24 protein-coding genes are annotated in these 26,177 nt (G+C 37.7%); 9 read left to right on the top strand and 15 right to left on the bottom strand.

The features are described 5' to 3' along the window. The first annotated feature begins 131 nt into the window (after nucleotides 1-131). The gene (locus IQ247_RS22945; RefSeq protein WP_193923546.1) at nucleotides 132-1,172 is read left to right on the top strand and encodes an ABC transporter ATP-binding protein; all 1,041 of its coding nucleotides are present in this window, start codon (nucleotides 132-134) and stop codon (nucleotides 1,170-1,172) included. Nucleotides 1,173-1,364: 192 nt separating this feature from the next. Here the strand turns inward: IQ247_RS22945 and moaA are convergent, their stop codons facing one another. The 9 genes from moaA to IQ247_RS22900 all read right to left on the bottom strand — a co-directional run bounded on the left by moaA (nucleotide 1,365) and on the right by IQ247_RS22900 (nucleotide 11,737). Beyond that, the gene (moaA, locus tag IQ247_RS22940; RefSeq protein WP_193923544.1) at nucleotides 1,365-2,351 is read right to left on the bottom strand and encodes a GTP 3',8-cyclase MoaA; all 987 of its coding nucleotides are present in this window, start codon (nucleotides 2,349-2,351) and stop codon (nucleotides 1,365-1,367) included. A 942-nt stretch (nucleotides 2,352-3,293) separates the two neighbouring features. Further along, nucleotides 3,294-4,343, bottom strand: coding sequence for a chlorophyll a/b binding light-harvesting protein (locus IQ247_RS22935; RefSeq protein ID WP_193923542.1), 1,050 nt, complete (start codon nucleotides 4,341-4,343; stop codon nucleotides 3,294-3,296). Between the two features lie 138 nt (nucleotides 4,344-4,481). Beyond that, entirely contained in the window at nucleotides 4,482-4,991 is a 510-nt protein-coding gene (fldA, locus tag IQ247_RS22930) for a flavodoxin FldA (RefSeq protein ID WP_193923540.1), read from the bottom strand. A 384-nt stretch (nucleotides 4,992-5,375) separates the two neighbouring features. After that, the gene (locus IQ247_RS22925; RefSeq protein WP_193923538.1) at nucleotides 5,376-5,651 is read right to left on the bottom strand and encodes a hypothetical protein; all 276 of its coding nucleotides are present in this window, start codon (nucleotides 5,649-5,651) and stop codon (nucleotides 5,376-5,378) included. 114 nt (nucleotides 5,652-5,765) lie between these two features. Continuing rightward, nucleotides 5,766-6,731 (bottom strand): chlorophyll a/b binding light-harvesting protein, encoded by a 966-nt coding sequence (locus IQ247_RS22920; RefSeq protein ID WP_193923536.1) that lies wholly within the window; start codon nucleotides 6,729-6,731, stop codon nucleotides 5,766-5,768. Nucleotides 6,732-6,801: 70 nt separating this feature from the next. Beyond that, nucleotides 6,802-7,845 (bottom strand): chlorophyll a/b binding light-harvesting protein, encoded by a 1,044-nt coding sequence (locus tag IQ247_RS22915; RefSeq protein ID WP_193923534.1) that lies wholly within the window; start codon nucleotides 7,843-7,845, stop codon nucleotides 6,802-6,804. A gap of 541 nt (nucleotides 7,846-8,386) precedes the next feature. Further along, nucleotides 8,387-9,268 (bottom strand): hypothetical protein, encoded by an 882-nt coding sequence (locus tag IQ247_RS22910; protein WP_193923533.1) that lies wholly within the window; start codon nucleotides 9,266-9,268, stop codon nucleotides 8,387-8,389. Between the two features lie 323 nt (nucleotides 9,269-9,591). Continuing rightward, nucleotides 9,592-9,966, bottom strand: a complete 375-nt coding sequence (locus IQ247_RS22905; RefSeq protein ID WP_193923531.1) for a hypothetical protein — start codon at nucleotides 9,964-9,966, stop codon at nucleotides 9,592-9,594. Nucleotides 9,967-10,027: 61 nt separating this feature from the next. Then, nucleotides 10,028-11,737, bottom strand: coding sequence for an ABC1 kinase family protein (locus IQ247_RS22900; protein ID WP_193923530.1), 1,710 nt, complete (start codon nucleotides 11,735-11,737; stop codon nucleotides 10,028-10,030). Nucleotides 11,738-12,572: 835 nt separating this feature from the next. Between IQ247_RS22900 and IQ247_RS22895 the strand changes: the two genes are divergently transcribed. After that, the gene (locus IQ247_RS22895; RefSeq protein ID WP_193923528.1) at nucleotides 12,573-13,667 is read left to right on the top strand and encodes a hypothetical protein; all 1,095 of its coding nucleotides are present in this window, start codon (nucleotides 12,573-12,575) and stop codon (nucleotides 13,665-13,667) included. Between the two features lie 104 nt (nucleotides 13,668-13,771). Here IQ247_RS22895 and arsC read toward each other — a convergent pair whose 3' ends face one another. From arsC to IQ247_RS22870, 4 genes are all read right to left on the bottom strand, one after another. After that, nucleotides 13,772-14,167 carry an arsenate reductase, glutathione/glutaredoxin type gene (arsC, locus tag IQ247_RS22890; RefSeq protein WP_193923526.1) on the bottom strand — a complete coding sequence of 132 codons (396 nt, stop codon included), beginning with the start codon at nucleotides 14,165-14,167 and terminating at the stop codon, nucleotides 13,772-13,774. A 45-nt stretch (nucleotides 14,168-14,212) separates the two neighbouring features. Continuing rightward, on the bottom strand, nucleotides 14,213-14,866 hold the full coding sequence (gene arsH, locus IQ247_RS22885) for an arsenical resistance protein ArsH (RefSeq protein WP_322745557.1): 654 nt from the start codon (nucleotides 14,864-14,866) through the stop codon (nucleotides 14,213-14,215). Nucleotides 14,867-15,058: 192 nt separating this feature from the next. Beyond that, nucleotides 15,059-15,745, bottom strand: coding sequence for an MIP/aquaporin family protein (locus tag IQ247_RS22875; protein ID WP_193923523.1), 687 nt, complete (start codon nucleotides 15,743-15,745; stop codon nucleotides 15,059-15,061). A gap of 38 nt (nucleotides 15,746-15,783) precedes the next feature. Further along, nucleotides 15,784-16,836 carry a PstS family phosphate ABC transporter substrate-binding protein gene (locus IQ247_RS22870; protein ID WP_193923551.1) on the bottom strand — a complete coding sequence of 351 codons (1,053 nt, stop codon included), beginning with the start codon at nucleotides 16,834-16,836 and terminating at the stop codon, nucleotides 15,784-15,786. A gap of 392 nt (nucleotides 16,837-17,228) precedes the next feature. On the opposite strand from IQ247_RS22870, the gene IQ247_RS22865 reads away from it, so the two are divergent. The 3 genes from IQ247_RS22865 to IQ247_RS22855 all read left to right on the top strand — a co-directional run bounded on the left by IQ247_RS22865 (nucleotide 17,229) and on the right by IQ247_RS22855 (nucleotide 20,495). Continuing rightward, a complete protein-coding gene (locus IQ247_RS22865) occupies nucleotides 17,229-18,386 on the top strand; it encodes an ArsR family transcriptional regulator (RefSeq protein ID WP_193923522.1) in 1,158 nt (385 codons plus the stop codon). Next, the gene (locus tag IQ247_RS22860) at nucleotides 18,373-19,269 is read left to right on the top strand and encodes a mechanosensitive ion channel family protein (RefSeq protein ID WP_193923521.1); all 897 of its coding nucleotides are present in this window, start codon (nucleotides 18,373-18,375) and stop codon (nucleotides 19,267-19,269) included. The genes IQ247_RS22865 and IQ247_RS22860 overlap by 14 nt, the downstream gene beginning before the upstream one ends. Nucleotides 19,270-19,493: 224 nt before the next feature. Then, nucleotides 19,494-20,495, top strand: a complete 1,002-nt coding sequence (locus IQ247_RS22855; protein ID WP_193923519.1) for a sodium:calcium antiporter — start codon at nucleotides 19,494-19,496, stop codon at nucleotides 20,493-20,495. A gap of 154 nt (nucleotides 20,496-20,649) precedes the next feature. Here IQ247_RS22855 and IQ247_RS22850 read toward each other — a convergent pair whose 3' ends face one another. Next, a complete protein-coding gene (locus IQ247_RS22850; RefSeq protein ID WP_193923517.1) occupies nucleotides 20,650-22,008 on the bottom strand; it encodes a DUF3370 domain-containing protein in 1,359 nt (452 codons plus the stop codon). A 760-nt stretch (nucleotides 22,009-22,768) separates the two neighbouring features. On the opposite strand from IQ247_RS22850, the gene hisH reads away from it, so the two are divergent. After that, nucleotides 22,769-23,404, top strand: a complete 636-nt coding sequence (gene hisH, locus IQ247_RS22845; RefSeq protein ID WP_193923515.1) for an imidazole glycerol phosphate synthase subunit HisH — start codon at nucleotides 22,769-22,771, stop codon at nucleotides 23,402-23,404. Between the two features lie 155 nt (nucleotides 23,405-23,559). Then, the gene (gene rsmD, locus IQ247_RS22840) at nucleotides 23,560-24,102 is read left to right on the top strand and encodes a 16S rRNA (guanine(966)-N(2))-methyltransferase RsmD (protein ID WP_193923550.1); all 543 of its coding nucleotides are present in this window, start codon (nucleotides 23,560-23,562) and stop codon (nucleotides 24,100-24,102) included. Between the two features lie 82 nt (nucleotides 24,103-24,184). Here the strand turns inward: rsmD and petG are convergent, their stop codons facing one another. Next, complete coding sequence (gene petG, locus IQ247_RS22835) at nucleotides 24,185-24,298, bottom strand: cytochrome b6-f complex subunit V (protein ID WP_193923514.1); 114 nt, start codon at nucleotides 24,296-24,298, stop codon at nucleotides 24,185-24,187. A gap of 263 nt (nucleotides 24,299-24,561) precedes the next feature. On the opposite strand from petG, the gene IQ247_RS22830 reads away from it, so the two are divergent. Together IQ247_RS22830 and IQ247_RS22825 are read left to right on the top strand one after the other, a co-directional pair. Beyond that, a complete protein-coding gene (locus IQ247_RS22830; protein ID WP_322745556.1) occupies nucleotides 24,562-24,888 on the top strand; it encodes a c-type cytochrome in 327 nt (108 codons plus the stop codon). Between the two features lie 138 nt (nucleotides 24,889-25,026). Continuing rightward, on the top strand, nucleotides 25,027-26,177 hold a 1,151-nt coding region (locus IQ247_RS22825; protein WP_322745555.1), incomplete at its 3' end, for a RuBisCO large subunit C-terminal-like domain-containing protein.

Here is a 26,177-nt window from a genome sequence, read left to right as displayed (position 1 = left end):
CCCCATCACCCCATCCCCTTCTATCTCTCCATCAAGTATGAAATTTAGATATTGGGGAGCAAGTTACTTCTGCTATCTAAATAAAGAAAATTATTTGAACTACAGTAATAAAAATCTTGCTATAAATCACTATGAAAACAGAAATTCTCGGCTTACAAAATATAACTAAATTATTTGCAGAAAGTCAGATTCCTGCGGTTAATAATGTTTCCTTGACATTGCAAGAAGGAGATATTTTAGCTTTGTTGGGTCCATCGGGTTGCGGTAAAACAACTCTATTGAGAATAATTGGCGGTTTTGAATATCCGCAAACGGGAGAAGTTAAAATTGGCAAAGATAAAGTTTGTTGTCCTGATACTTGGATACCTCCAGAAAAACGCGATATTGGCATTGTGTTTCAAGATTATGCTCTTTTTCCCCATCTAACAGTCGCAGAAAATGTTGCTTTTGGATTAAAAAATTCAGATCAACGTCAAACAAAACAAAGAGTTTCACAAATTTTAAACTTAGTAAGACTCAACACTTTAGAGAAACGTTATCCTTACGAACTTTCCGGAGGGCAGCAGCAACGAGTTGCTTTAGCTCGTGCTTTAGCACCCGAACCAAAACTAATGCTTTTAGACGAACCATTGTCTAATTTGGATATCCAAGTAAGATTACAATTACGAGAAGAAATCCGAGATATCCTTAAAATTGCTGGGACTTCGGCAATTTTTATTACTCACGACCAAGAAGAAGCCCTCGCAATTGCTGATGTAGTCGGGGTGATGCGTCAAGGATGCTTAGAACAAATTGGGACCCCAGAACAAATTTACAGTTATCCTGCATCAAGATTTGTAGCAGAATTTGTGACTCAAGCCAACTTTTTACCGGCTCGTCGTCAAGGTAATATTTGGGAAACAGAAATTGGTGATTTTGAAATCAAAGATAATCGCGATCGCGATGAAGCGGAAATAATGATTCGTCAAGAAGATTTAATTTTGCAACCAGATACTAATAGTCGGGTAAAAATTACCAAACGGCGATTTTTAGGAAGAGAATACCGCTATTGTTTAGAAACTGCTTCTGGTAAAGAAATTCATGCAAGAACAATAGTCGATACTGCATTACCCGTAGGAACACCTGTAAAAATATCAATAATAGATAATGCCATAAAAATTTTTACTGAGTAAGTAGAGATAAGGCTTTCTGGGGTGAGAATTCGGGTTTTTAAAAACTTGTAAGTGAGTTACAGATACTCCTATACCAGTCTAAAATTACCCATCTCTCCTTATCTCTTTCCTCTGTGTCCTCTGCGTCTCTGCGGTTTTTTTTAAAGGGAGTAGTTATATTAAAAACCCGACTTCTGCACCCTATTCTTTTGATCAACCTCCAATTTGTGACATAGTGCGAGTATAAGTATCCACTGTTCCTTTATCTCGTTCTTTAAAATTAATTTCGTCTTTAAGAAATAGTAAATTTCTCACTTGTTCTTTTAATTGTTCACAATCAACTCCATTTCGTAAAGCATTTTTTAAATTAATTTGACCAGTTTCATTTAACAAACAAGGACGTAACCAACCATCAGCAGATAAACGAATGCGGTTACATTTATCGCAAAAACATTCTGACATTTGCGAGATAAATCCTAAAGTACCTTTTGCACCGGGAATTTGAAAAACATCTGCTGGACCATTTCCTTTGATATTTGACTCAATTAAGCCAAATTTTTGGGAAATAGATTGACGTAATTGGCATGAAGGAACCCAAGTACTTTCATCAAATAATTTATCATTACCAATTGGCATAAATTCAATAAAACGAACGTGCCAATTATGATTAATAGTTAAAGCAGCTAAATCAATAACTTCTGAATCATTTATGCCTTTAATAATTACTACATTTAATTTTAAAGGATTGAAACCAACCTCATAAGCTGTTTGAATTCCTTGCCAAGTTTGCTGCCAGCGAGATTTTCCCCTATTACCAATCATTTTGTCAAAAATTTCTGGATTCAGGGAATCAAAACTAATATTAATCCGTCGTAAACCAGCACCAAAAAGCGGTTTTGCTAGCTTTTCTAACAAAAATCCATTGGTTGTCATCGACAAATCATCACATTGAGGCAATGCTGCAATTTCTCGAACAAAATCAACTATTTCCGGACGTAATAATGGTTCCCCTCCAGTCAAACGAAATTTAGTAAATCCTAAAGGAATAAATACTTCTTTGAGTAGAGTTAATAACTCTTCGTAACTCAGTAATTCCTGTTGTAAAATATAATCAAGTTCTGCGCCTTGTGGTACGCAATAATGACAACGAAAGTTACAACGGTCGATGAGACTGATACGCAGATAATCTATTTTATTCATATAGTTATTTTATCAATTATTAATTTAGGACTTACATAAACCCAATAAAAGTAGTGGTAATTGATGAATTACCCCTAGGCAAGAATGACTTTTTCACTCACGTATTGCGTAAGTTCTATAATTATCAAATTTATATAGCCTAGTTTTCCAGATATTGATATTCTGGTTATTCAGTACCTAGTATGCCAAATTATGAGTTAAAGCGGATTTTCTGCTTGGGGTGGGAAGTCGGGTTTCTATGACGATTTTGGTTGATGAGGAGTATTTTCTCAAAGAAACCCGACAAATGGGGATTGGCGGTTTGCGATCGTCTTGCCCTTCATAAGTATGTTAGCGAAGCGTGAGTGCAAGGTCATATCAAATTTTATCAGGAATAGCCGCAATTGTCACAATACACGGGTGGTGCGTGACACCACAAACTTGATTGTTTCGTTCAAAATCACTCGAAGTGTCACACACCCGTTGCAAAAAAAAATGTGCCAGTTACGTAAGTCCTATTTATGAATAACCGAAACCTCTGTAGAGACGTTACACTGTAACGTCTCTAAATCTCAATTCATAGCCGGATTCAGCAACGCAAATTTATCGGCGTTACGGTATTCTTTGGAATGAGATACAATCGTCGTAGCCCTATATCTCACCACTCCCAACGGAGTACCGAATTCAGTGGGAGACGAGGGGGCGATTTAGTTAATCCCTGACTACTGGTCTGTCCCATTAATTCTGATGGCTTAATTAATATAACCTTACTAGTAGTCGGATTTTACCAGAAATTTTGTAGAGACGTTATATATAACGTCTCTACATTACGTCGGTAGACAAACAAAACCAATCAAAACTAATGGGACAAAGTACTACGCTTTTACTGAAACGCGATACTCCTGCGGAGTCGCTACGCGATCGCAATTGTGATGATTTTAAGGAAAAGCTTTTTGCAGAAACTTAACCAGCAATCGTCGGAGGATTGACCATATCGTTGTTTTTAAAGTCAAATCCGGCTTCGGTTAAACGAGCGCGGCTAGCGTGCCATATGTGTCCGCAGAGAAATAAGGTTGCAAGGACAATATGAAAACTTACCAACCATCCGCGAGATGAAACTACATCTGGAGAAGATTCTATCATCCTTGCCGGACCGTAAAAGACTTCGGGATAAACGGTGTCATTAAAAAAAGCAAAAGTTGCAGCTAAAAAGCCCATATATGCTATGGCACCTAAACTATAGGATAAATAAGCCTCTCCAGACCAAACTAAAACTTTCTCTGTCCAAACAAATGGCTTGCTGATGATGTGCCAAATACCACCACCAATGCACATTAAACCAACCCAAATATGACCGCCAACTACATCTTCTAAGTTGTCTACAGCAGCCATACCTGTAGCGCCATGAACGGGAAATAAGTAACTAAAAATTCTCAATGGGTTGAGTGTCGGATTGCTAATTACTCGCACGTCTCCACCGATTCCCAGATTCGGATCGAATAGTCCACCCCATAACATTGCTTTGGCTACTAATAACCAAGCTCCGACACCCAAAAGAATCAGATGAATTCCTAAAATACTCGTCATCTTATTTTTATCTTTCCAATCGTAGCCAAAAAAGCCTGCAAAGGTCGAGTTTTCTGGTAATATACTCGGTCCTCGCAATGAGTGAAATATACCACCTGCTCCTAAAACTGCTGAAGAAATTAAGTGCAGTATCCCAATTATGTAATAGGGTTCAATATCATTTACTGCACCTCCACTACCCACACCTAAACCCAGGCTTGCTAAATGTGGAAGTAAAATTAAACCTTGTTCGTACATTGGTAAAGCTGGATTAAAGTGTGACAATTCAAACAATGTCATTGCACCAGCCCAGAATACTATCAAACCGGCATGAGCAACATGAGCGCCTAGTAATTTACCGGATAAATTCAGCAACCGAGCATTACCACGATACCAGTCAACATCAGTAAAGCTATATCTTCGATTGGATAGAGTTGTTACAGTCATTCGATTTTAGATTTTAGATTTTGGATTTTGGATTTTGGATTTTCTGGTAAGTCGGTTATGTACAACCGTTCATAACCAAAAATCAAATAGTACATTTATAGTTATTACTCCCTATTCCCTACTCCCTGCTCTCTTTCTTTACAATCCGAAAGCTGACTTAACTTGAGCAGTCCAAGCCTTGATTCTTGCGTCGGTTAAATCTGATTGATTATCATCATCAAGAGCAAGTCCACAGAATTTCCCATCTCTCAAAGCTTTAGATTCGTTAAAATCATAGCCATCCGTTGTGGTGTAAGCAACGGTTTTTCCACCTCTTTGAGAAATCTTTTCTTCTAAAATTCCCATCGCATCCTGGAAGTTATCTCCATATCCAATTTGGTCTCCAGTACCAAAATAAGCAACCGTTTTGCCACTAAAATCAATCTCGTCAAGTTCTTCAAAAAAGCCTTCCCAATCACTTTGGAGTTCGCCTATATTCCAAGTCGGACAGCCGATAATCAGACATTCATACTGTTCAAAATCACCCGCTTCTGCATCTGCGATGTCATGCATGGTGATATCCCCACCTAAAGTATCACGAATCGTTTCTGCTGCGGATTCGGTTTTACCAGTTGTAGTACCGTAAAAAAGACCAATTGGTTTTGACATTTTGAGACTACTCGCTATTGACAATTAATTAGCTAAGAAAAATCAACTTTTTGCAACTATTTATTATTAGATGCACTCACCTTTGAGATAATACAACATCAAGCGGAAAATCAACCACTCCATAGTATACAGGGTTATTCATTGATTGTACGAAAATATATCCTCCTACCCTGTAAAGACAAAGATAATTTTCAAATATCATACTTAATGCATATTTATCTCAATAACTTTTTTTTAGCATATCAAGATTTGGAAAATTTTTAGCACTTATTTTGTGAAGTTTTGTAAAGATATTAGTTGTTTGTAGACAAGTTACGGAGAGAGAAAGTTTTATGGTATTCATTTTGTTCAGGGTATCGTCAACTTATTTACCTACCAATAAACTTAATACAACTTGCGTTTACCTTTTTGAGAAGCATTACAATTAGTAGTTTTCGCTTCAAAATCAATGCAACCAATAGCTTCTTCCGAACAAGCTTTACAAGGATGAATCGTACATTTCAAACGGTAGTCATTAGTAAAAAAATCACATCCAGAACAAGGAATATCATGCAGCTTTTTCAACTGATTTGTTCCTTTACTTAGCATCAACCAAAAACTAACAATAGATAAAATGACTATTGTCCAAGCACAGAAAGCACAAAAAAGTGTAGATAGCATAATTTATCCTCAAGATAATTTCCTAAAAAAATGCCCGCAGATTAAGTTTGTAAGCTACAGGCATTTGAGGAACGTAGGCTCTGTCAAATCAGAAGAATCAAAAACTATGGATAATTAAAGGTTTATTTGACGGGAACGCCAAGAATGCCAAATATAACCACAAAAAGCGATAATTCCCAGAAAAAGCTGTACATTAGCTGTTCCCAAGCGGTCATAACCATAAAACTCGCTAGGAAATACCACTTGGTTGTAAGCCACAAATGGAATAGAAATAAAAGCCATCAAAGCTAAACCAAGTAGACTATAGGAAAGAATTTCCTCACCATTTTCAATTGGGAAAATTCGTCTTACCCATCTGAACGGTGGGATTAAAATATGCCAAATTCCACCGAAAATCAACATTAATCCGACCCAAATATGACCGCCGATGACATCTTCTAGATTGTCAACGCTTGCCATTCCTAAAAGAGTCCAACTGCCATGTTTTAAACCGACTAAGTAACCAAAGATAATACTTGGGTCGAGAGTTGGGTTACTAATTAATCGGACTTCACCGATATTACTATCATAAATTCCGCCAAAAAACATCGCCTTTAATACTAAAAGAAATGCCCCGAAACCGAGAACAATCAAATGATTGCCCAAAATAAAACCTAACTGTCTTGGGTCATTCCATTCATAGTGAAACTTCGCTACAATTCCACCAGGACTATACAAAACAGCCGGACCGCGAAATACATGAAAAAGTCCACCTGCGCCTAAAACTGCTGAAGCGATTAAATGCAGAATACCAATAACGAAATAGGGATAAGTATCAACTACTTGACCATTAGCACCAATACCCCAGCCCAAGGTTGCTAGATGTGGTAGTAGAGTCATCACCTGCTGATACATTGGTACTTCCGGGACAAAGCGTAATACCTCAATTATGGTAATACTTCCCGCCCAAAACATAATTAAACCTGCATGAGCAATATGAGCGCCTAATAATTGACCGGATAAATCGGTTAAACGAGCATTACCGATTAACCAGGGTGAATCTGTACCTGATGCGAAAGTTTTATCTGTTGAGACAGCCACAATCTTTACCTTTTGCAAAATTTCAATTTAGAAATTTAGAGACGCTGTATAGAGCAACGTCTCTAGAAAATTATGATTGACTACCCGCAGTAGCTACAGAATCCAATGCCTTACCAAACTGTTTGAAGTCAACACCAATAGCTCGTAGCGCGTGCCAAAGATGTCCTTGCAAAAAGAAGAAAGCCAGGAAGAAATGAGTGTTTGCTAACCATGCTCTAGCTGTATGAGCGCCTAATGGTAAATCTACAGTGTCAGCAAAATAAGGACAAATGCCAAATTTGAGTTCTAGAACCGGACCGTAAAACTCAACAGGATAAGCTAAAGTATTAACTGCACAATAGTAAGATGCGACAAATCCAGCTAAGGCTATTCCTCCCAAAGAGTAAGAAAGAATTGCTTCACCAGAGAAGATTAACAACCTTTTCGCCCAAGGTAAAGGTTCTTGGATAATATGCCACACTCCGCCACCAATCAACATTACGCCTACATAGATATGTCCTCCTACTAAGTCTTCGAGATTATCTACACTTGCAAAATGAAATTGATAACCATATATAACTAGTGGATTCAGAGTCGGATTAGTAACTGTGCGGACAGTCTCAGATGCAGCATCATAGAGTCCACCAAAATACATTGCCTTAGCTACCAATAACAAGGCTCCTGCTCCTAAGAACAACAAGTGATGTCCCAAAATAATCCCCAGTTGTTTGGGATCATCCCATTCAAAGTGAAACTTACGAGCTTGTCCAGTGGCATCTTTCAAGTTTCTTGGACCTTTGAAGGTGTGAAACAGCGCACCTGCACCTAAGACAGCAGAGGAGATTAAATGTATAGCTCCAATCGCAAAATAAGCATATGTATCAACTACAATTCCACCATCTCCGACACCAAATCCCAAAGTCGCTAAATGAGGTAATAAAATCAATCCTTGTTCACCCATTGGGATATCAGGGTTATATCGAGATAGTTCAAATAGAGTGAAGGAACCAGCCCACAAAGTAATTAAAGCTGCTTGCGCTGCATGAGCGCCGATAAATAAACCCGATAATTTGGCGAAGCGTGCATTACCAGCCCACCAATCATATTTAACCTTGGGATTATCGTAAGTTTGCATTGTTAATGCTTTCTCCTTGTTGCTATACTTACTCAGTAATCTGACTCCAATTTACTGCTTGTATTTACTCGAAGCAGCTAAATTAAAGACCGCAATCTTTACGGTTCAGACAAGCGCTACAGCTAAATCACTGTAGTTAGCCAAACACAGCTTGTTAACGGACTTCTCGTTAACATTACTATATTTGTGTCTTTTGACTTATTGTTTAGTTTATTGATAATATTTTTTATTAACAAGCTTATTTACAAAAATTAATCTTTGCTATGAAATGCAGATTTAAGAGGATGTTTGTAAATTAGGGAAAAACCTTGATCTGTTATTATGAGGAGTAGAGTAAGTAGTTCCTTGCCCCGCTTTCATTAGGCATCTGGTGGAAATTAATTATGCGTCATCCAGAAACCTTGTAGAGACGCGAACCCTTGCGTCTCTACATTCTTTTTCGGAGATGTCTATTGATATTGAATCTTTTGAAAATTTTTTATTAATAGAAAAAACCGGAAAGTGACAGAAAAGGGATAAGAGCAATCAAAAAGATTAAAGATTATCGATAGTAAAAATTATAGTCACTCAACATCGCGGTAACTTTGAGACGCATGGAGTGATATAAATATTCAATGTACTTATTCGCTTTTTTGATTATCTTTTTCAAAATCGAGTCATGGGGATTCTCGATTTTATTCTGAGCAGCAAAATATTCTAACTTATCCTTTGAACTTGCTTGTCCTTTGGAAATCCGAATTTTTTCTACTCGATCATCGAAAAAGTCAACTCCTTCCATGACATCATGTCTGACTTCAAAGTTAGCTTTGGTTGCTGCTAACCCCATCGCATAAGCGGGATGTTTGTGAAGTCCGTTGACTTCTGCATAAAGTGCGATTTTTTCCCAGTTTTTGAGAAACTCTGTTTCTTTGCCAGAATCCCTAGTTACGACGAATAAAAACTCATTTATCCATGTAACTTTTTCTGTTTCTAAATCTACATCCAACTTTTTAGCCATCTTTTGGAAAAACTCAAACTTCTTTACCGCACTGACGCTCGGTGGATTGGTTTTATTTATCCTTTCTTGAAAATGCTTAATCATATTGGTACAGCTTCTAGCCGTGATTCCTGGAAGCCATTCGCGTTGGGGTATGGGAGCGCAGATTCGCACATCTGAATCAATATACATACAAGATTTAAACATTGATAGTGCTTTTTGAATCGCAAACCTACGTTCGTGGTAATATAGTACTCCTTTTCTTTTATGTCCAAATACTAGAACATTGTTATATTTTTGAAACTCTTCTGGTTTATCTGTATAGATCATAAAAGGAATTTCCGGTGCATATTTTGCTAAGTCGCCAATCAAATTTTTTGCTAGAGAACGATATGTATTACCAGCAACGTAGGTACAAATACAAAAATCTTTTTGTGCTAAATTCATAATTTAATAATTATCTTTAATATTACAATTTGCTTCAAATAGATTGCACCGCCGATAAGTAAATCAGCAGAAATAATTATAGTAATTGAGGTAATTTTTACATAAATTGTATAGGATATGACTACTGTATTTTTACGTATTTTTTTTTTACAGCGTTGTTAATACAACATTATTTACATTTGAAACGCAAAGGAGCGCGGAGGTAAGGGCTAAGTTACGCAGAATATTTATCATGGCACCAAAAAACAATTCGTCATTCATAAATCGCTTTTTGTGAAAAACAACTTACAAACAACGAACAGTTTAATTTCAAAATGCTTATTTTAATTAAAAGAATCTAAATCAAATGATTGAAATCCCCGACTTTCAGCATAAGTCATCATGCTTCCCAATTGAAATCCAGTTAATATACAGGTGAGAAGGGTAATTGGTAAACCTACCGCACAAGCTAACCAATTTGGAAAACCAAATATAGCTAAACCTGAACACAAAAATAAACCAATTCCTATTGTAATTCCAACAAATGGTATGACTAATTGTTTGGAAGAGAAACGAGGAGCGCTAGCTTCAGCACCGTTTTTCTGCCATGTTTGTGTAATTACTTTCAAAGTTCCAGCTAGTGCTGCACCAGAAGTTATGGCAATAAAAAATCCGATAACTAACACTAAGTAGGGCGGTTGTGTGGGGTAATAGTACATGAAATCTCCTGGTTTGTTATTTGTATGGCGATTAGCGAAGCTAAACGCCTTCAGCGTAACGCTAACTGTTCTTTACTGAGTTTGAGGTCGTAAATGCGGGTAATATTGCTGCTACTCTCTCTCTAGAAAACTGAGTCAAAATTCCAATCGCCGCACCAAGTAAGCGAGATGGATTTAAATCATCTTTGACTAGAGTCCATAAGCGCTGCACCTCTTGAGCGTGCAAACGGTCATCTTCGGTGAGTGCAATTACCAACTGCTGTTGCAGAAACTTACCTTCATCGCTCAGTAAATACTGTAACCCCATTTGTGCTGTCGGCAACAGGTCGAAACTGTTGTCAGTACGGGCGATCGCAATCATATTTTCCAATCGTTCCCATTGGAATTTACCATCTTTAAACAGCACGTTGAGCAATCTTCGCCGTAGTTGAGGAGATTCACCCATTAACAATCGTCGCGCTACATAAGGATAAGCGACTTCGAGAATTTTGAAATTAGGATTTAAGGAGAGGGCAATTCCTTCTTGAGTCACCAAGGAACGAATAATTAAAGCAAATTTTGCGGGGACTCGGAAAGGGAAGTCGTACATGAGTTTGGAAAACTCATCGGTGATTGTTTTGAAGTTAAAATCACCAACATTACGATTAATTGCATCTCCCAGCAAGGATTCTAAAGCCGGTACAATCGGACGAATATCTACATCTGGGGTGAGAAAACCCAGTTTTACATAGTCTTCGGCTAGGTCAATATAATCTTTGTTGATCAGATGAACTATGGCATCTACAAGAGTTTCTTTGGTAGTTTCATCGAGCTGATCCATCATGCCAAAGTCGATGTAACCCATCCTACCATCTGGCATAGCGAATAAATTACCGGGATGGGGGTCAGCGTGAAAGAAACCATGTTCTAACAACTGTTGTAAACCTGTAGTTACTCCGATTTCAATTACCGCTTGTGGATCTAAACCTGCGGCAATAATACTTGTGGTATCAGTTAACTTGAACCCATTGAGCCATTCTAAAGTTAAAACGCGAGTTGAAGTATAACGCCAATAAATGGCTGGAACCTTGACATGGGGGTCGTTACGAAAGTTTGTTGCGAACCTTTCTGCGTTACGACCTTCATTTAAATAATCAATTTCCTCAAATAATTTGGTGCCGAACTCATCTACTATTAATGTCAGGTCGTGACCCAAATTTAAAGGCAACCAAGGAGCCAACCAACCAGCAGCCCAGCGCATCAAATACAAGTCCAGGGAAAGAATCGGACGTAAATTCGGACGCTGTACCTTCACCGCAACTTCTTCACCCGTTAGCAAACGACCCCGGTAAACTTGACCCAAACTCGCAGCAGCTACCGGAGCGCTTGTAAGTTCGCTAAACATTTCTTTGATTGGATGACCCAATTCGCTTTGAATCAGTCTCAAAGCCAAAGCGTTGTCAAAGGGTGGTAATTGGTCTTGTAATTTGATCAGTTCGTCTAAGAAATCTTTGCGGATCAAATCCGGTCGCGTTGATAAAGCTTGACCGACTTTAATAAATGTCGGACCTAAACCCACGAGCATTTTCCGTAGATGAACAGCTCGTCTCAACTTATTGCGTTCGGATACTCCCCGCCATTCATCCCATTTTAAACCCAGAATAAACCAGGCAAAATTCCCAAAAATTGCGATCGCCCGTCCCCAACCCAGCCAAGGACGCAAATTATAGTACCGCGCTATCTGATGTGCGTCGTACTTACGGTTACTTTCTGTGAGGGCTTGTGAATTCACTCCCTTTTTACCTCTTTACCTATTGACAGTTAAAATTAGACTCAATCTTTAAAACCAGTTAAAAACACCCATTAGTTCAACGAACTTTTTTAAACAATCCTTTTGTTATGCTTCGCATTTTTTAGCCAAAGTTTATTAAAAGTTACTTTTTATCTTTTATTATTTTATATTACTACATAAAAGTATAAATACTTAACAAAACGATTAGAAAACATATCTTAGTTGGTAATACTTACTAAAAAAGCAATAAATCATACTTATGAAAGGATTTTAGTTAAATAAGTAAATCAATAATATGTTTCTAATTCCCTAAGCAACAGGAATATAAATAAAAATACAGGTGGGATTCGGGAGTATATTTTGTTACAAATAAACCTAGCAAAATAGATTCAGCCCTAATTGTTACATCAGACGTATAATATTAACAATTGAATTAGAATTAGATTGGCGAGGAAATGTTTAGCATTGAGATTGCAGCGGTCTCAATTAGAAACTAATATATTGCCTTAAAGTGCTTAACGAGAGTTACCGGGAGTTTACCACCTCTTGCTACAATATTCTTAACTACAATGTACTTATTGATATTGATTAATTTTTGCCACCTACTTAAATCTAGGTAAACTATCTTCATTCAACAAAAATTATGTCCTTTTATATCCTCAATTGCAAAGTGAATAAATACATAGAATCAATAATTTATATTTAGTTTTATTGGGGAAAACCAAGAAATTATCAATAGATAATCCTAATTATTACTATATAAAATTTAGTTTGGGACAGGTAGCATAACAACCTACATCTAATAAATAATTTTATTATTTCTTAATGATTTGTCATGCAAATAAAAAACTTTCAAATTTTGACGAGCCGTTTTTGGCTGCGTATTTTAGTTGTGTTTTTGATTGGTGTAAATATGGCATTGGTATTTAGCTGTACAAACACTTTTGGTAAAACCCCCAGTCGGGATAAGTTTTTATGGCCTTTTTTACCGACATCAATTTGGAATATGCCTATCGGTTCCGATGCGGTTTACGTCAAAGCAAATATTGATAAATCAAAACAAGCAGCAGCAGACGAAGAATATTTTTTCCAGCTAAAAGATAAATATCCCTATCGTCGGGTTTACGCTCCAGGAGCTTGGGGAGAAGGGCGCTGTACGGGAAAAAAAGATATGGATATTTCCCTACCGATTCCGGATGATTTGATTATTCCAGACGCAACCAAAGAACCATACCATACACCAAACAACGCTTCAGCCTTTTTAATGCCAGATGGTAGAACATTAGTACAGCTTTCACCCTTAGCTCGTTGTGAGGAACAAGGTTCAGTATATGGTTGGCGATATGACAACGTAGATATTTACGGAGAAGGGGAAGGGGGAGCGCATTTCGGTTCTGGGTTATCTGCTATTGGTGGTTCGATTCGTAAAGGTGAACTTATAAACGATAAACCGATTCGTCACGCTTTAAAAGTTGTAATTTGGGCGGAAAAATATTTATTTTACGACGATAAAATACCCGGATATCGCTGGCCTGCAAATCGTGCCGATGATTATGCAGCAGAACGTTATGGTGGTAGCAATCATGCTTTAGTACAAGGTTCATTGTTAGCCATTCCACCAGAGATTACCAAAAAAAGTTTGAATTTAGAAACACCAGCAGCTAAAAAGTTATTTGATGCATTGCAAAATTACGGTGCTTACGTTGTAGAAGATTCCGACGGAGATGCCCACTACTTTGCAGTGGAAAAAGGAGTTCCCAAAGAATTTCGTGACAAATACGGGTATGACTTCGAGACTAGAAAAGGGAAATTTTACGATGACTTTATGAAACTATTTGAGGCATTATATATTGTTGATAATAATAGTAAAAATAATATTGGTGGTGGCGGAATTCCCCGCGCAGAACTTGCACCACCGATTGGGAATTAGGTAATAAGTAAACTACGACAAGAATCATAGAAGTCGGGTTTTTACCATAATTGTCTGTTGTTAGGGGTATTTATTTTAAAAAACCCGACTTCTTTCCTCAACAACTAACTCAAAGTTTCAATTAACTTGACTACTCGTTGTTTAACTTCTTCGCGAATGCGACGATATGTCTCAATATCTCCACCTTCTGGATCATCTAATTGCCAATCTTCAAATATCTCTCTTGTCACCCATTCTGGGGGTAAATTTACACCACAACCGCATAAAGAAATCACGACATCATAATCTTCAGGATTAAAATCGCTTAAAGGCTTAGATTCTTGATTGCTAATATCAATGCCAATTTCTGACATAATTTCTACTGTTTTCGGATCTACAAAACTCGATTCTAAACCCGAACTAGTAACAGCTAATTTCCCTTCTCCCAAAGTACGAGTGAAGGCTTCAGCCATTTGAGAACGGCGAGAATTTTTCTTGCAAACAAACATTACTTTTTTCATGATATTTCCAATTGTGAAACTAATAAATTTGATTACTCTTTACTATTAAAATTTAGGCAGACAATTATCTGCACTAATACCTGCTTTGATTACTTCTTGTTTACGTTCGCTGTAACGGTCGGTAAGATAATCTACTTGGGAGCGTAATAACAAGGTAAATTTATATAATTCTTCCATGACATCAATTACGCGATCGCGATAAGGGGAATCCTTCATGGTTCCGTCTTCGTTAAACTCTTGGTAAGCCTTGGCAACGGAAGATTGATTGGGAATTGTAAACATCCGCATCCAACGTCCTAAAATCCGCATCGAATTGACTGCATTAAAAGACTGAGAACCACCGCTGACTTGCATTACAGCCAAAGTTCTACCTTGAGTAGGTCTAACCGCTCCGAGACTCAAAGGAATCCAATCAATTTGGTTTTTGAGAATCCCAGTAATATTACCGTGCATTTCTGGAGATGACCAAACTTGACCTTCAGACCATTGACTTAATTCCCGTAATTCTTGGACTTTGGGATGGGACTCGGGTACACTATCTCGAATCGGTAATTCGTGGGGATGAAAAAACTTGACTTCTGCACCAAATCCTTGAATGATTCGAGATGCTTCTTCTGCTACAAGCCTACTATAGGAACGCTCTCGTAAGGAACCGTATAAAAATAATATTCTGGGTGGATGATTGAAATCGGTCATAATCTTTAATGAACGGAAATTTTAACCACGATGAAATTGCTGTTTTACCCAAGCTTGAGCAGCCATTTGTACTGAGTACGAAGGACTAGAAAGGGGTGGTGTATAACTCAGGTCGAGTTCGCTGATTTCTTCGACTTTCATATTGTGGAATATCGCAGTTGCAAAAATGTCAATCCGTTTGGTTACACGTCTTAATCACTTAATATCCCGAAAGCCGTTAGAAAGATACCAATACACTATTACTGCTAACTGCGCTCCAATAATCGGTGCAATCCAATATAACCAGTGATATTGCCAAATTCCTCCCACCAAAGCAGGACCCAAAGAACGAGCCGGATTCATACTTGCACCCGTAATTGGTCCCATAAAAGCCGCTTCTAAGCCTACAGTCAAGCCTATTGCTAAACCAGCAAAACCAACATGGGCGCGACGGTCTAACCCGGAGCCAAAAATTACAATCATCAGAATAAAAGTAAGTATTATTTCTAATACAAAAGATTGCAACCAGTTATTATTTAGTGGTATTGTTGCCCCCAAATTCGCAACTCTTCCCAAACTAATCAGCAGTAAAGCTGAAGCAGTTATAGCACCAATAGATTGTGCCAGAATATACGGAATAACTCGATATCCAGGAAAGAAGCCACTCGTCCAAAATGCCAAGGTTACGGCTGGGTTAAAGTGTGCGCCACTAATATGTCCCAAACAGTAAATCATTGCAGCAACTACGGAACCAAACACAAAACTAATACCAATATGGCTAACTGCACCTCCACTCACAGAGTTAACCATTACAGCCCCTGTACCAGCAAATACTAAAATGAACGTTCCCACTGCTTCTGCAAATGCTTCCCGGCAGACAATTTCTTTGAGAAATGGCTTCATATCCCTATTTTTTGTTTGCTTTTTAGTACTCTTTATCTTTAAAGCTCAGCTCGTTTTCGTAACAGTTCATCGATAGTTAAATCGAAACGGGCTTGTCCCCCAAATACTGTTCCTGCTTTAGCTCTATTAAAATGAACGCTATCTAGATAATAAGCATCTTTGGGTAAAGGTACATAGCCTACAGAACTAACAATTGTCGGCGCTTTTTCTATATAAAAATTTACAAAGTCTCTCAAAGCTTCTTTTTTCTGAGCAGACTTAATATTTACATAGATAAACAAAGGACGAGAAAGCGGTTGATATTCTGCTTTTTCAACGGTTTCTTTTGAAGGTAATACTGCTCCTTTACCGCTATCTATTCCCAAAGCTTTTAGTTTATCTTGGTTTTGTTCGTAATATGCGTAACCAAAATAACCCAAAGCATTAGGGTCATTACTGACACCAGCAACTAGAACATCATCATCTTCGCTCGCTGTATAATCTTTACGGGTATCTCCAGATGTACCCACTACCGCTTCTGTAAAGTAGTCATAAGTACCCGATTTATCCCCAGCGCCATACAACTTTAATGGTTTATCGGGAAAAGAAGCACGCACCTGTTTCCAGTTAGTAATTTTTCCTTGGGCTGCTGGTTCCCAAATTTTCTTCAATTCCGCCATTGTCATATCTTTGACCCAACTATTTTGGGGATTCACTGTTACAGTCAAAGCATCAAAAGCAACAGGAAGTTCAGTAAATACTACACCATTATCAGTACAGGCTTTCAATTCTTCTTTTAAAATTGGACGGGAAGCATTACTGATATCTGTTTCTCCCCGACAAAATTTCTCAAAACCACCTGTAGTCCCAGAAAAATCTACCTTTATCTCCGCTTGATTCTCACTTTTAAAATCTTTAGCTATAGCCTCTGTAATTGGATATACAGTACTCGAACCATCAATCTTTATTGCCTCAACTGTTTGTGAATTACTAACCTCGGCAGCTTTTTCCTGGGATGGAGAATTGCTACTAGTGTTAGAGTTGTTTGCACAACTAGCCGTGAAAACCAATACTCCCAGCAAAAGACCTATCTTATTTAATCTGCCTTTCATGATATTTACTGACATAGTTACAGGAACATTTATATCATTTCAAAAAAACTTGATGTTTCAAGTAAACAGTACCACAATTCTCCAAAAATAAAACCAAAAAAGTTGATATGTATATTAGACATCTGGTGGAAATGAAATATGTGTTAACCGAAACCCTTGTAGAGACGCGAACCCTTGCGTCTCTACATTCTTTATCGGAGATATCTATTAAAAATCTTTGCTATCAGGGTTCTTTAATACTTAAGTAGACAAGTGTTTAAAATAACAACTGTCCAGCAAGTGATTCTTTCTCAGATAAAAAGAGGCGTTGCGGTTAGCAGAGCTTAGAGCAAAAAACAATCTTATAGTAAGATAGGATACTCATAATCATACCCTTGATTGAAATAGCTTGAATGGGTACACTTTTTAATCGATTCCAAACCTGGCTGCTTGATAATCGCAAGTTTTTGCTGTCTAGGTTTTCGACTGATGAACAAGAAACGCAAGAACCGGAGAAATCCTTAATTGAACTACCGCCAAATCTAGCATCTAAATTAGTTGCAGCGGTAGATGATTTACCTAGCCATAAATCAGAAGTGGAAGCGATTCAGTCAACTTTAGACGAAGCTTTAAACAAATGGCTCAGTAATCCCCTTCAGGCAGATAATTCTGTAGTTATTTTAAGTTCTCCTGTAACTACTGTGTCGCGTATTTTAACCGAAAGTTTACAAAATTGGGCATCGAAACAGGAAATACAACTACGACCTTTACAATGGATAGGTAGACCAGAAAAAGCTGAAAGCATTAAAACAAAGTTACAACAACAATTAGGTAGAGGTGTAGCCATAACCGAATCGAAGCAACCGGAAATTGTGGTTATTTCTAATTTAAACTGGTGTTTTTTGCGCTGTGTCGAAGGTTTGGAAGGAATTGATTATTTACAAGATGTACTGCTTCAAGATGATTCTCGATTTTGGGTAATTGGTGCGGGTAAAATTGGTTGGGAATACCTCAATCACGTATCTCATTTTAATGCATATTGTGGTGAAACTTTAGAATTACCCAGACTTACAGGAGAACAATTACAAGCATGGTTTGAACCAATTGTTTCTGGATTTAACATTACTTTTGCTCAGCCTAGTATAGAATTTGGTAATACTAAAGAGAATCAAAATTATCAAAGTAGATATTTTGAAAAATTAGCTTCAGTTAGTCAAGGATTAAATACTGTAGCCACAGAGATTTTTCTCCGGTCAATACCCTATGAAATCAAAGAAAATGATAACGTAATTCTAGAAGCTCAAAATCCAGAATTACCTAATTTACCAAGTTTAGATGCTCATGCTCACTATATTTTATATTCTTTATTATTACACGGTGATTTAACTTTGGCTGCACTCAGCGAGAGTTTAGGAGACGAAATAAATTTCGTTAAAGGTCAAATACAAATGTTGCGTCGTCAAGGTTTAGTGAAAAAAAAGCATGAAATACTAACTCTTAACCCGATTCATTACCCCCAATTAAAAACTGAATTGGCAAACAACAACTTTATTATTTATGAATCCCATTAATTTTGATACTTTTAGTTTGAATATTTTTGAATTTAGCTATTTTGTTTTAGCTCAATCTAGCGATAATCTAGTTCAAGAAAGCGGCGAACAAACCAAAGAAATTCTGACTAAAATTACAACTTGGAAAATTAGTCAAGCGTTAATTGTTCTGGTAATTACCTATATGACAATCAAGCTTGCGGACAAATTAATTATTTGGTTATCCGAGCAAGTTGCCAAAGAATGGCGATTACGAATTAAGCAATTTCTGCCTTTTCTAAGAATGATGGTTTTAACTATTACCATTATATTTTTGATGAACTTATTTTTAAACTTATCCCGACAAAACTTAGTAGCAGTTACGGGTACGGTTGCAGTAGCCTTAGGTTTCGCATTCAAAGACTACGTAAGTTCTATCATAGCCGGAGTTGTTGGCTTATTTGAAGCACCTTATCGAGTTGGCGATCGCATTCAAATCGAAGATTTCTATGGTGAGGTAATCGGTTACGGACTCAGAGGAATCCGGTTACAAACGCCAGAAGATAACATTGTTACCATACCTCATAACAAAATTTGGACAAATGCTGTATCTAATGCCAACATGGGAGCGTTGGAAGCTCAAGTTATTAGTGAGTTTTACTTTTCTCACGAGGTTGATGTTGAATTAGTAAAAAAAATATTGTATAGAGTCGCATATACAAGTAAATATACGTATTTAAAACTGCCGATTTTGGTAATTATAGAAGCAAAATCTTGGGGAACCTTGTTTAAACTCAAAAGCTATCCCCTAGATGCACGAGATGAATTTATTTACAAAACAGACTTGACAACAAGAGCTAAACGAGTATTCGGAAAATACAATTTACCTTATCCCCGCTTGATGAATATGGAAGATATTCAGTGAAGAAATGGGGTTAGGGGGGATGGGGGGATGGTAAGCCACTCTCGTGCGGAGGAACACGACCGTTGAGAGAAGTGGCGCAACCCGAAGGGGGAGATGGGGGGAAGGAGTTATAGATTACCTTTGACCTTTGACCTTTGAGCTATAGCGAAGGAAAATACATACAAATTTCATCATCAACTAATAACATATCATGTGACAAGCAGCATAACTGGGGGAAGTCTTAAATGCTTTGGATTCAAATTATTATATGTATAGCGCTAGTGATAGCAGTGAGTTCAAAACTTTCGCAAAGCGCCGATATGGTGGCTGAGAAGAGTGGTTTGGGACGTAATTGGGTAGGTGCTATTTTACTAGCTGGAAGTACTTCTTTACCAGAATTGGCTACTGGAATAAGTGCAGTTAATTATCTCGATGCTCCAGATTTAGCCGCAGGAGCTATATTCGGTAGCTGTTTATTTAATTTAACGATTTTGGCAATATTGGACATTATTACTGGAGGAGGACCACTTTTCCAACAAGCACAGATTAGTCACGGGTTAGCGGCTGGTTTGGGTTCTTTGATGTTGGGTGTTGCTGCTACTGGAATATTTTTAGCGGGTAAAGGCTTAGATCAGATGGTGGGTTGGGTTGGTATTCCGAGTATTGTGCTAATTGTACTTTATCTAATTAGCGCTCGTTTGATTGCCAAGTTTGAAATGAGACGACGCAATCAAGTATTGGAACAAGAAGGTGAAGTTTATCAATATGGACATATTAAACCGCGAACAGCCTATTTAATATTTGCTTTATCCTCACTTGCGATCGTAATACTTGGAGTATGGTTAGCTTGGTTGGGAGATCGAGTAGTCGAAGCGACAGGATTAGGAGAAAGTTTTGTTGGTTCCTTGTTACTCGCAATCACCACATCCCTTCCCGAAGTTGCGGCTGGAATTGCTGCGGTACGATTGAATGCTGTGGATTTAGCAATTTCTAACGTTTTTGGTTCCAATATTTTTAATATAGCAATTTTGGGAGTTTACGATATTCTTTACATCAAAGGTGATTTATGGACAAAAATTGGTAGCATCCATATTTTCAGCGCAATTATTACAATGATGATGACTTCTTTGGCGATTGTAGGATTAATTTATCGCGCCACACGTCCTTCAAGGTTATATCTTACTTATGATGTTTTAGGCATAATTGTTTTATATATTGGCGGAATGTATATTCTTTATTTGGGCTAATTGAATTAATTAGTCTGGGATAGAAGTCGGGTTTTTAGCTTAAATATCTCGAACAATAAAACAATCATCATAAAAACCCGACTTCTCACCCTAGGAAAAATTATGCTATTTCTGATATCAAGTCCAGATGATTAGTTATTATTCCCTATTCCCCTCAATTCATAGTTTCAACCGTAAGTACCTGGGGTGGTGTGGCATCTGGTGGATACAATAAATCAACTTCTACAAGTCTTTTACTACCTGGTTTCATATTCATCATTACCAAAGCTTCGCCTTTCTCACCTCGATTTTGTACCAAATGCAAGTAAGTAGTGCGGGGCATTCCTCGATCATCTGTATAACGTACTCTTACCGTACCGCGAAAGAAAACTCTTTGATCTGGGTTGTCAAAGAAGCGTAACCCATCTTTTGTTAATTTATCTTCTTTAATAGGTGTTTGCAATGATACTTTCACAGTTTGCGGAGCTTGAGATTTATTTAATAAAGGTAACTGCAAACTATACAAAATCCCATAATTACCGTGAGCGTAATATGCTGTATCAGGATAGCGTACCAACATAGGCGCACTTTGAATTTGATTGGTTCCCAAAGTACCGCGATGCAAAGTAGCGATACCATAGGAAAAAGCTTCACCCGATTGAGGAATTGTCAGATAAGTCTTTTTAGGGCGATCAACAACTAAAGAATTCCATTGAGAACCTTTTGCAACTCCTGAGACTCTACCGTAAATTATTGGTTTTTCGATGTCTTCTGGTAAAGTCGGTGTTTTATCTCTAGGTCCTGCTAAATTACCATTATCAAGTAAATTTTGCCATTCTTCTATGTATGGCGCACGTTCGTTTCCCAAAGCATCAGTGGGTGCAAACATTGCTAAAGAAGCAGCATATACTTTACCATTGCTCCGCAACCGCATCAAAGCAGAACGTCCATTAATTGGTGGTTCTAATTCTTTAACAGGAATGGGTGTATTTAACAGCATTCGACTTTCCCCTGGTGGAACTATCAATTGAGCGGGTAATATCGATTGACGTTGTTTCCTAAGAATATCACTCATCACCCGACTTCCGGGTCCGGCAAAAATTTCACCAAAATAATTGGTTATTTGAGATGGTAAATCAATAAATGGTGCATCCGGTTGACTTAAATAACTTGCTGCGTGTAATACATCTACCGTTACAGTTTGTGCAGTGGGGTTATGTAGAATTATCCCCAAATATAGCGTTCTTAAATCATCTGGCACAGATGCTTTAGCAATATGATGTGCAAATATATCAAATCGTCCTTTAAAAGCAAAGTTTAGGTGAGCTGATGGTACTTTTTTTTCTCGTGCTGGAAAAGTTGAAAGCAGAATTCCTTCTTCGAGAACTAATTCCGGGCTGTTGCTATTGAAAACCGGAATATTATCAAGTTTACCCGGTAAAGAACGTACTTGTTGTGCTTGTACTACTTCTACAGGTGCTGGTGTAGATGGAATTGTTTGAGCAATGGGAAAATTTAGTAAGAAAGAGAACATATATCCTTAGTTTTTTGTTTCATTAAAGACGCACCTATATCTATGAAAGTGCCAGCCTGTAAATCATTAGTTAGATGTTGACAATAACTTCCGAACAGTTTTTTAAGTCACAATCACAACTAGTAATTAGCTGTTACAGCAGATTGTCTAAAACTGAATCATACAATCATTTTTTATAAAATCACCTCAATAAATCACCTCAATCATCTTTGATATCATCTGTCTCACTCTTGATTTATTTAATATTCCAAACCAATAGTTCTATTCAATACAGTTTCTACGAAATCTATATTATTTAGTTTTTTGCAATATAAATGTACTATAGGTATTGCGATTTGTTTATTGAAAACCTCCGCAATCGGATTATGTTCAGCAATATTTATATCTCAGAACACCCGAAAAAAGCAGAGCAAACCATAAATTCAGTTGTGATTCTGACTAATATTTTTGAAATGAATGGTGCATAATAAGAGCATTTTTGGGCAATAGGGAATAGCATAAAGTTGAAGTTAGAGGTTTTTTTAAATTATCCTTAAACTAATAACTTGCTAATCTATAAGTAGTATGTTGACTTTCCTTTGTAAAAACGACCATGCATCCTGTGATGTAAAGCAATTTTAAGGAGTAAATCATCAGAAAAATTTGATTTGTAGTGGATAAGCCAAAATTTGTTCGTAAGTTAATAGCAATCTTTGCGTCATAAAATTTATTATTTAGAATAGGAACACCCTCCATTTAGAAATGTATCAGGAGTAGTTTAATGGCAGTAATTGCAGTAGTTGATTATGACATGGGGAATTTGCACTCAGTTTGTAAAGCTTTAGAAAAAGCTGGTGCAACTCCTAAAGTTACAAGTTCTCCAAAAGATTTGCAAAAAGCTATGGCAATTGTATTACCTGGAGTTGGTGCATTCGACCCAGCAATGCAAAATTTGCGATCGCGAGATTTGGTTGAACCAATCAAAAATATCATCGCAGATGGTAAACCTTTCTTAGGAATATGTCTGGGAATGCAAATTCTTTTTGAATCATCGGAGGAAGGTAGTGAAAAAGGATTAGGAATTATCAAAGGAAAAGTGAAGCGTTTTCGTAGATCGTCTGACATTAGAATTCCTCATATGGGTTGGAATCAATTGGAAATAACTCAGCCAATGTCACTTTTATGGGAGCATTTACCTCCTCATCCTTGGGTATATTTTGTTCATTCTTTCTATGTTGAACCTGTAGAACAAAAAATCAATGCTGCAACTGTTACCCACGGAAGTCAAACTGTAACTGCCGCTATTGCTTACGATAATTTAACCGCAGTTCAGTTTCACCCCGAAAAATCTTCTAATGTCGGACTACAAATCCTTTCTAATTTTGTTTCTCAGGTGCGGGAAAAAATTGCTGTTTAATCCTTTTTTAATCAAAAAGCAGGACAGGTATCTAAATTGAGAAGGCATATGCAAGCAATTCTAATTTGATGTCATAATCCAATTCGTGTTTTCTGCTATAAAATAATGGCAGATAAGGATAGTTATGTCGTTTTAGCAAGAACGACGCGAAAATCATTTTGCTAAGAATCTACGGGAATCGTCAATTAAAAACATTACCAGGGAAGCAAACCAGACCCACAAGCGCACGGGTAAGGGAAGCAATATTTAATATTTGGCAAGGAAGAATTGCAGGTTGTCGCTGGTTGGATTTATGCACCGGAACGGGTTCTATGGGTGCGGAAGCTTTGTGTCGAGGAGCTAGTTTTGTAGTTGGGATAGAAAAATCTAGAAGTGCTTGCGCTATTATCAAGCAAAATTGGTCTGCTGTTGCAGGTTGCGAACAAGAATGGAAACTGTTGCAAGGAGATATATTACAGCAGTTGTCTAAACTTAGCGAACAGCAGTTTGACAGAATTTATTTTGACCCACCTTATGCAAGCGATTTATACGAGCCAGTTTTACAAATTATTACAAAAAATAGACTTTTGGACATCAATGGAGAAATAGCGGTAGAGCATAATCCCAAATTATGGACACCACCACAAATTCCGGAGTTGGAAATCTGCCGTCAAAAAGTCTATGGAAACACAACTGTAAGCTTTTACAGTTATCAGTAAATTAAACATGAAGCCGTTGTAGAGACGTAGCATTGCTACGTCTCCAGTATATGGAATCACCACACCAAATTTACTTTAACTCTTACAATCCCAGTTGATTACCGCGTTTGTACTGTTCGTAGGCTTTATAAAACAAACCAGCTAAAGTAACGAAAACCAAACCTAAGACCATCCCATCAAGTAAGGGTTCAACCATTAAATTCTCCCCAAAAGCGATCGCTTTTATAATTTGTTTACTTTTACTGTCTTTGATTTTATCAAATAAGCAGGGGAACAGCCCTCCTAGAGAGAATTAGAGCCAGATTTGAATAAAAAAATGCCGATTGGTGCTTGCGGAGATAGTCAAGAACTTTTAAGCTATGTGTATGAAATGAAATATTTTTGTAAAAACTGACCTTGACAGCAAACCTTTTGGATAACCAGATTACCAAACCGGACACTCTAATAGGGCGAATCGCATTGTTTACATTCGCGGTTCTGCTAGCAATCCTTGCTGGCATTTTTGCTGTAGATATGGTAAAGTCTGCTGACCCCTACATACAAAATGTACTATCTTTACAAGGAAACCCCGTCCAAGGTCACGCAATTTTTCAGATTAACTGCGCTGGGTGTCATGGCTTGGAAGCAACGGGAAGTGTTGGTCCTTCTTTAAAAGCAGTATCCAAACGTAAGTCTCGTTATGGAATGATTCACCAAGTAATCAGTGGAGAAACCCCACCAATGCCCAAATTTCAGCCTAGTGCTAAAGAAATGGCGGATTTACTAAGTTATTTAGAAACGCTTTGAAATGGGTAATGGGTAATTGGTAATGGGTAATGGGGAATTGGTAATGGGTAATGGGTAACTGATAACTGATAACTGATAACTGATAACTGATAACTGATAACTGATAACTGATAACTGATAACTGATAACTGATAACTGATGATTGAAGTTGATTATCGTTTTCCGCCGGGTGTAGATGCCGAAAAGCAAGCTAAAGTGATTGCTGTTGGGCAAACTGTTGGTACTTGGGATGCTCGTTTTGCTCATCGAGAAGCAGTGTTACGGGAATATTTAGGGGAAGTAGTGGGAGTAGAAACACAAACTAATACGGGCTATAGTATCGCTACAGTTCGATTTCCCCAGACAAATGTAGAAAATGATATTTCTAGCCTGCTAACGATGATATTTGGTAAATATTCCATGGCTGGTGCTGCAAAAGTTGTAGCGGTACGCTTACCTCAAAGTTATGGTTTGTCTCCCAACTTCGGTATTTCTGGAATTAGGGAAAAATTGGAAATATTTAACCGTCCTCTAGTCATGGCAATATTCAAACCTGCTTTGGGACTTTCAGCACAAGACCATGCTGGTATTTTAAAAGAAGTTGCCTATGCTGGTCTAGATATTATCAAAGACGATGAAATTCTTGGTGATTTAGATACAGCCCCTACTTTACAACGTCTCAAAGCTTGTCGCCAAGTAATTGATGAGGTCAAGCAAGAAACTGGACGCACTGTATTATATGCCGTCAACGTCACGGGAAATGCAGATAAATTAATCGAAAAAGCGCGGCTATTAGTCCAAGAAGGTGCTAACGCATTGTTACTTAACGTACTTTCCTACGGTTTCTCAGTATTGCAAGCTTTAGCCGCAGATGCAGATATAAATGTACCTATTTTTACTCATCCAGCCCTCGCAGGTGCCTTATGTGCCGCTCCCGACTACGGTATGGCGTATTCGGTGATACTAGGAACTTTCATGGCTCATGGAGGTGCTGACGCTGTGTTGTATCCAGCACATTATGGTAGTTTGCCCTTTGATGCAGCAGAAGAAACGAAGATTAAAGAGAGTTTGCGCGATCGCAATGTTTTTCCAGTTCCTTCTGCGGGGATTCATCCCGGTATTGTACCCAAGGCAATAGCTGATTATGGTAATAATGTAATTTTGAATGCAGGTACGGGAATTATGGATCATCCTTCGGGTGCTGCATCTGGAGTAAAAGCGTTTTTTGAAGCTTGGGAAAGAGTCGAGAAAGGGCAATCTTTGGATAAGGTACCAGATGGAGCATTGAAACGGGCTTTGGAGAAGTGGGG

Origin of the sequence: Plectonema cf. radiosum LEGE 06105, assembly GCF_015207665.1 — a bacterium.
Classification (GTDB): domain Bacteria; phylum Cyanobacteriota; class Cyanobacteriia; order Cyanobacteriales; family Nostocaceae; genus Rivularia; species Rivularia radiosa_A.
Note: the sequence above shows the minus strand (reverse complement) of the source record. Positions and strands in the feature narration are given on the sequence as shown.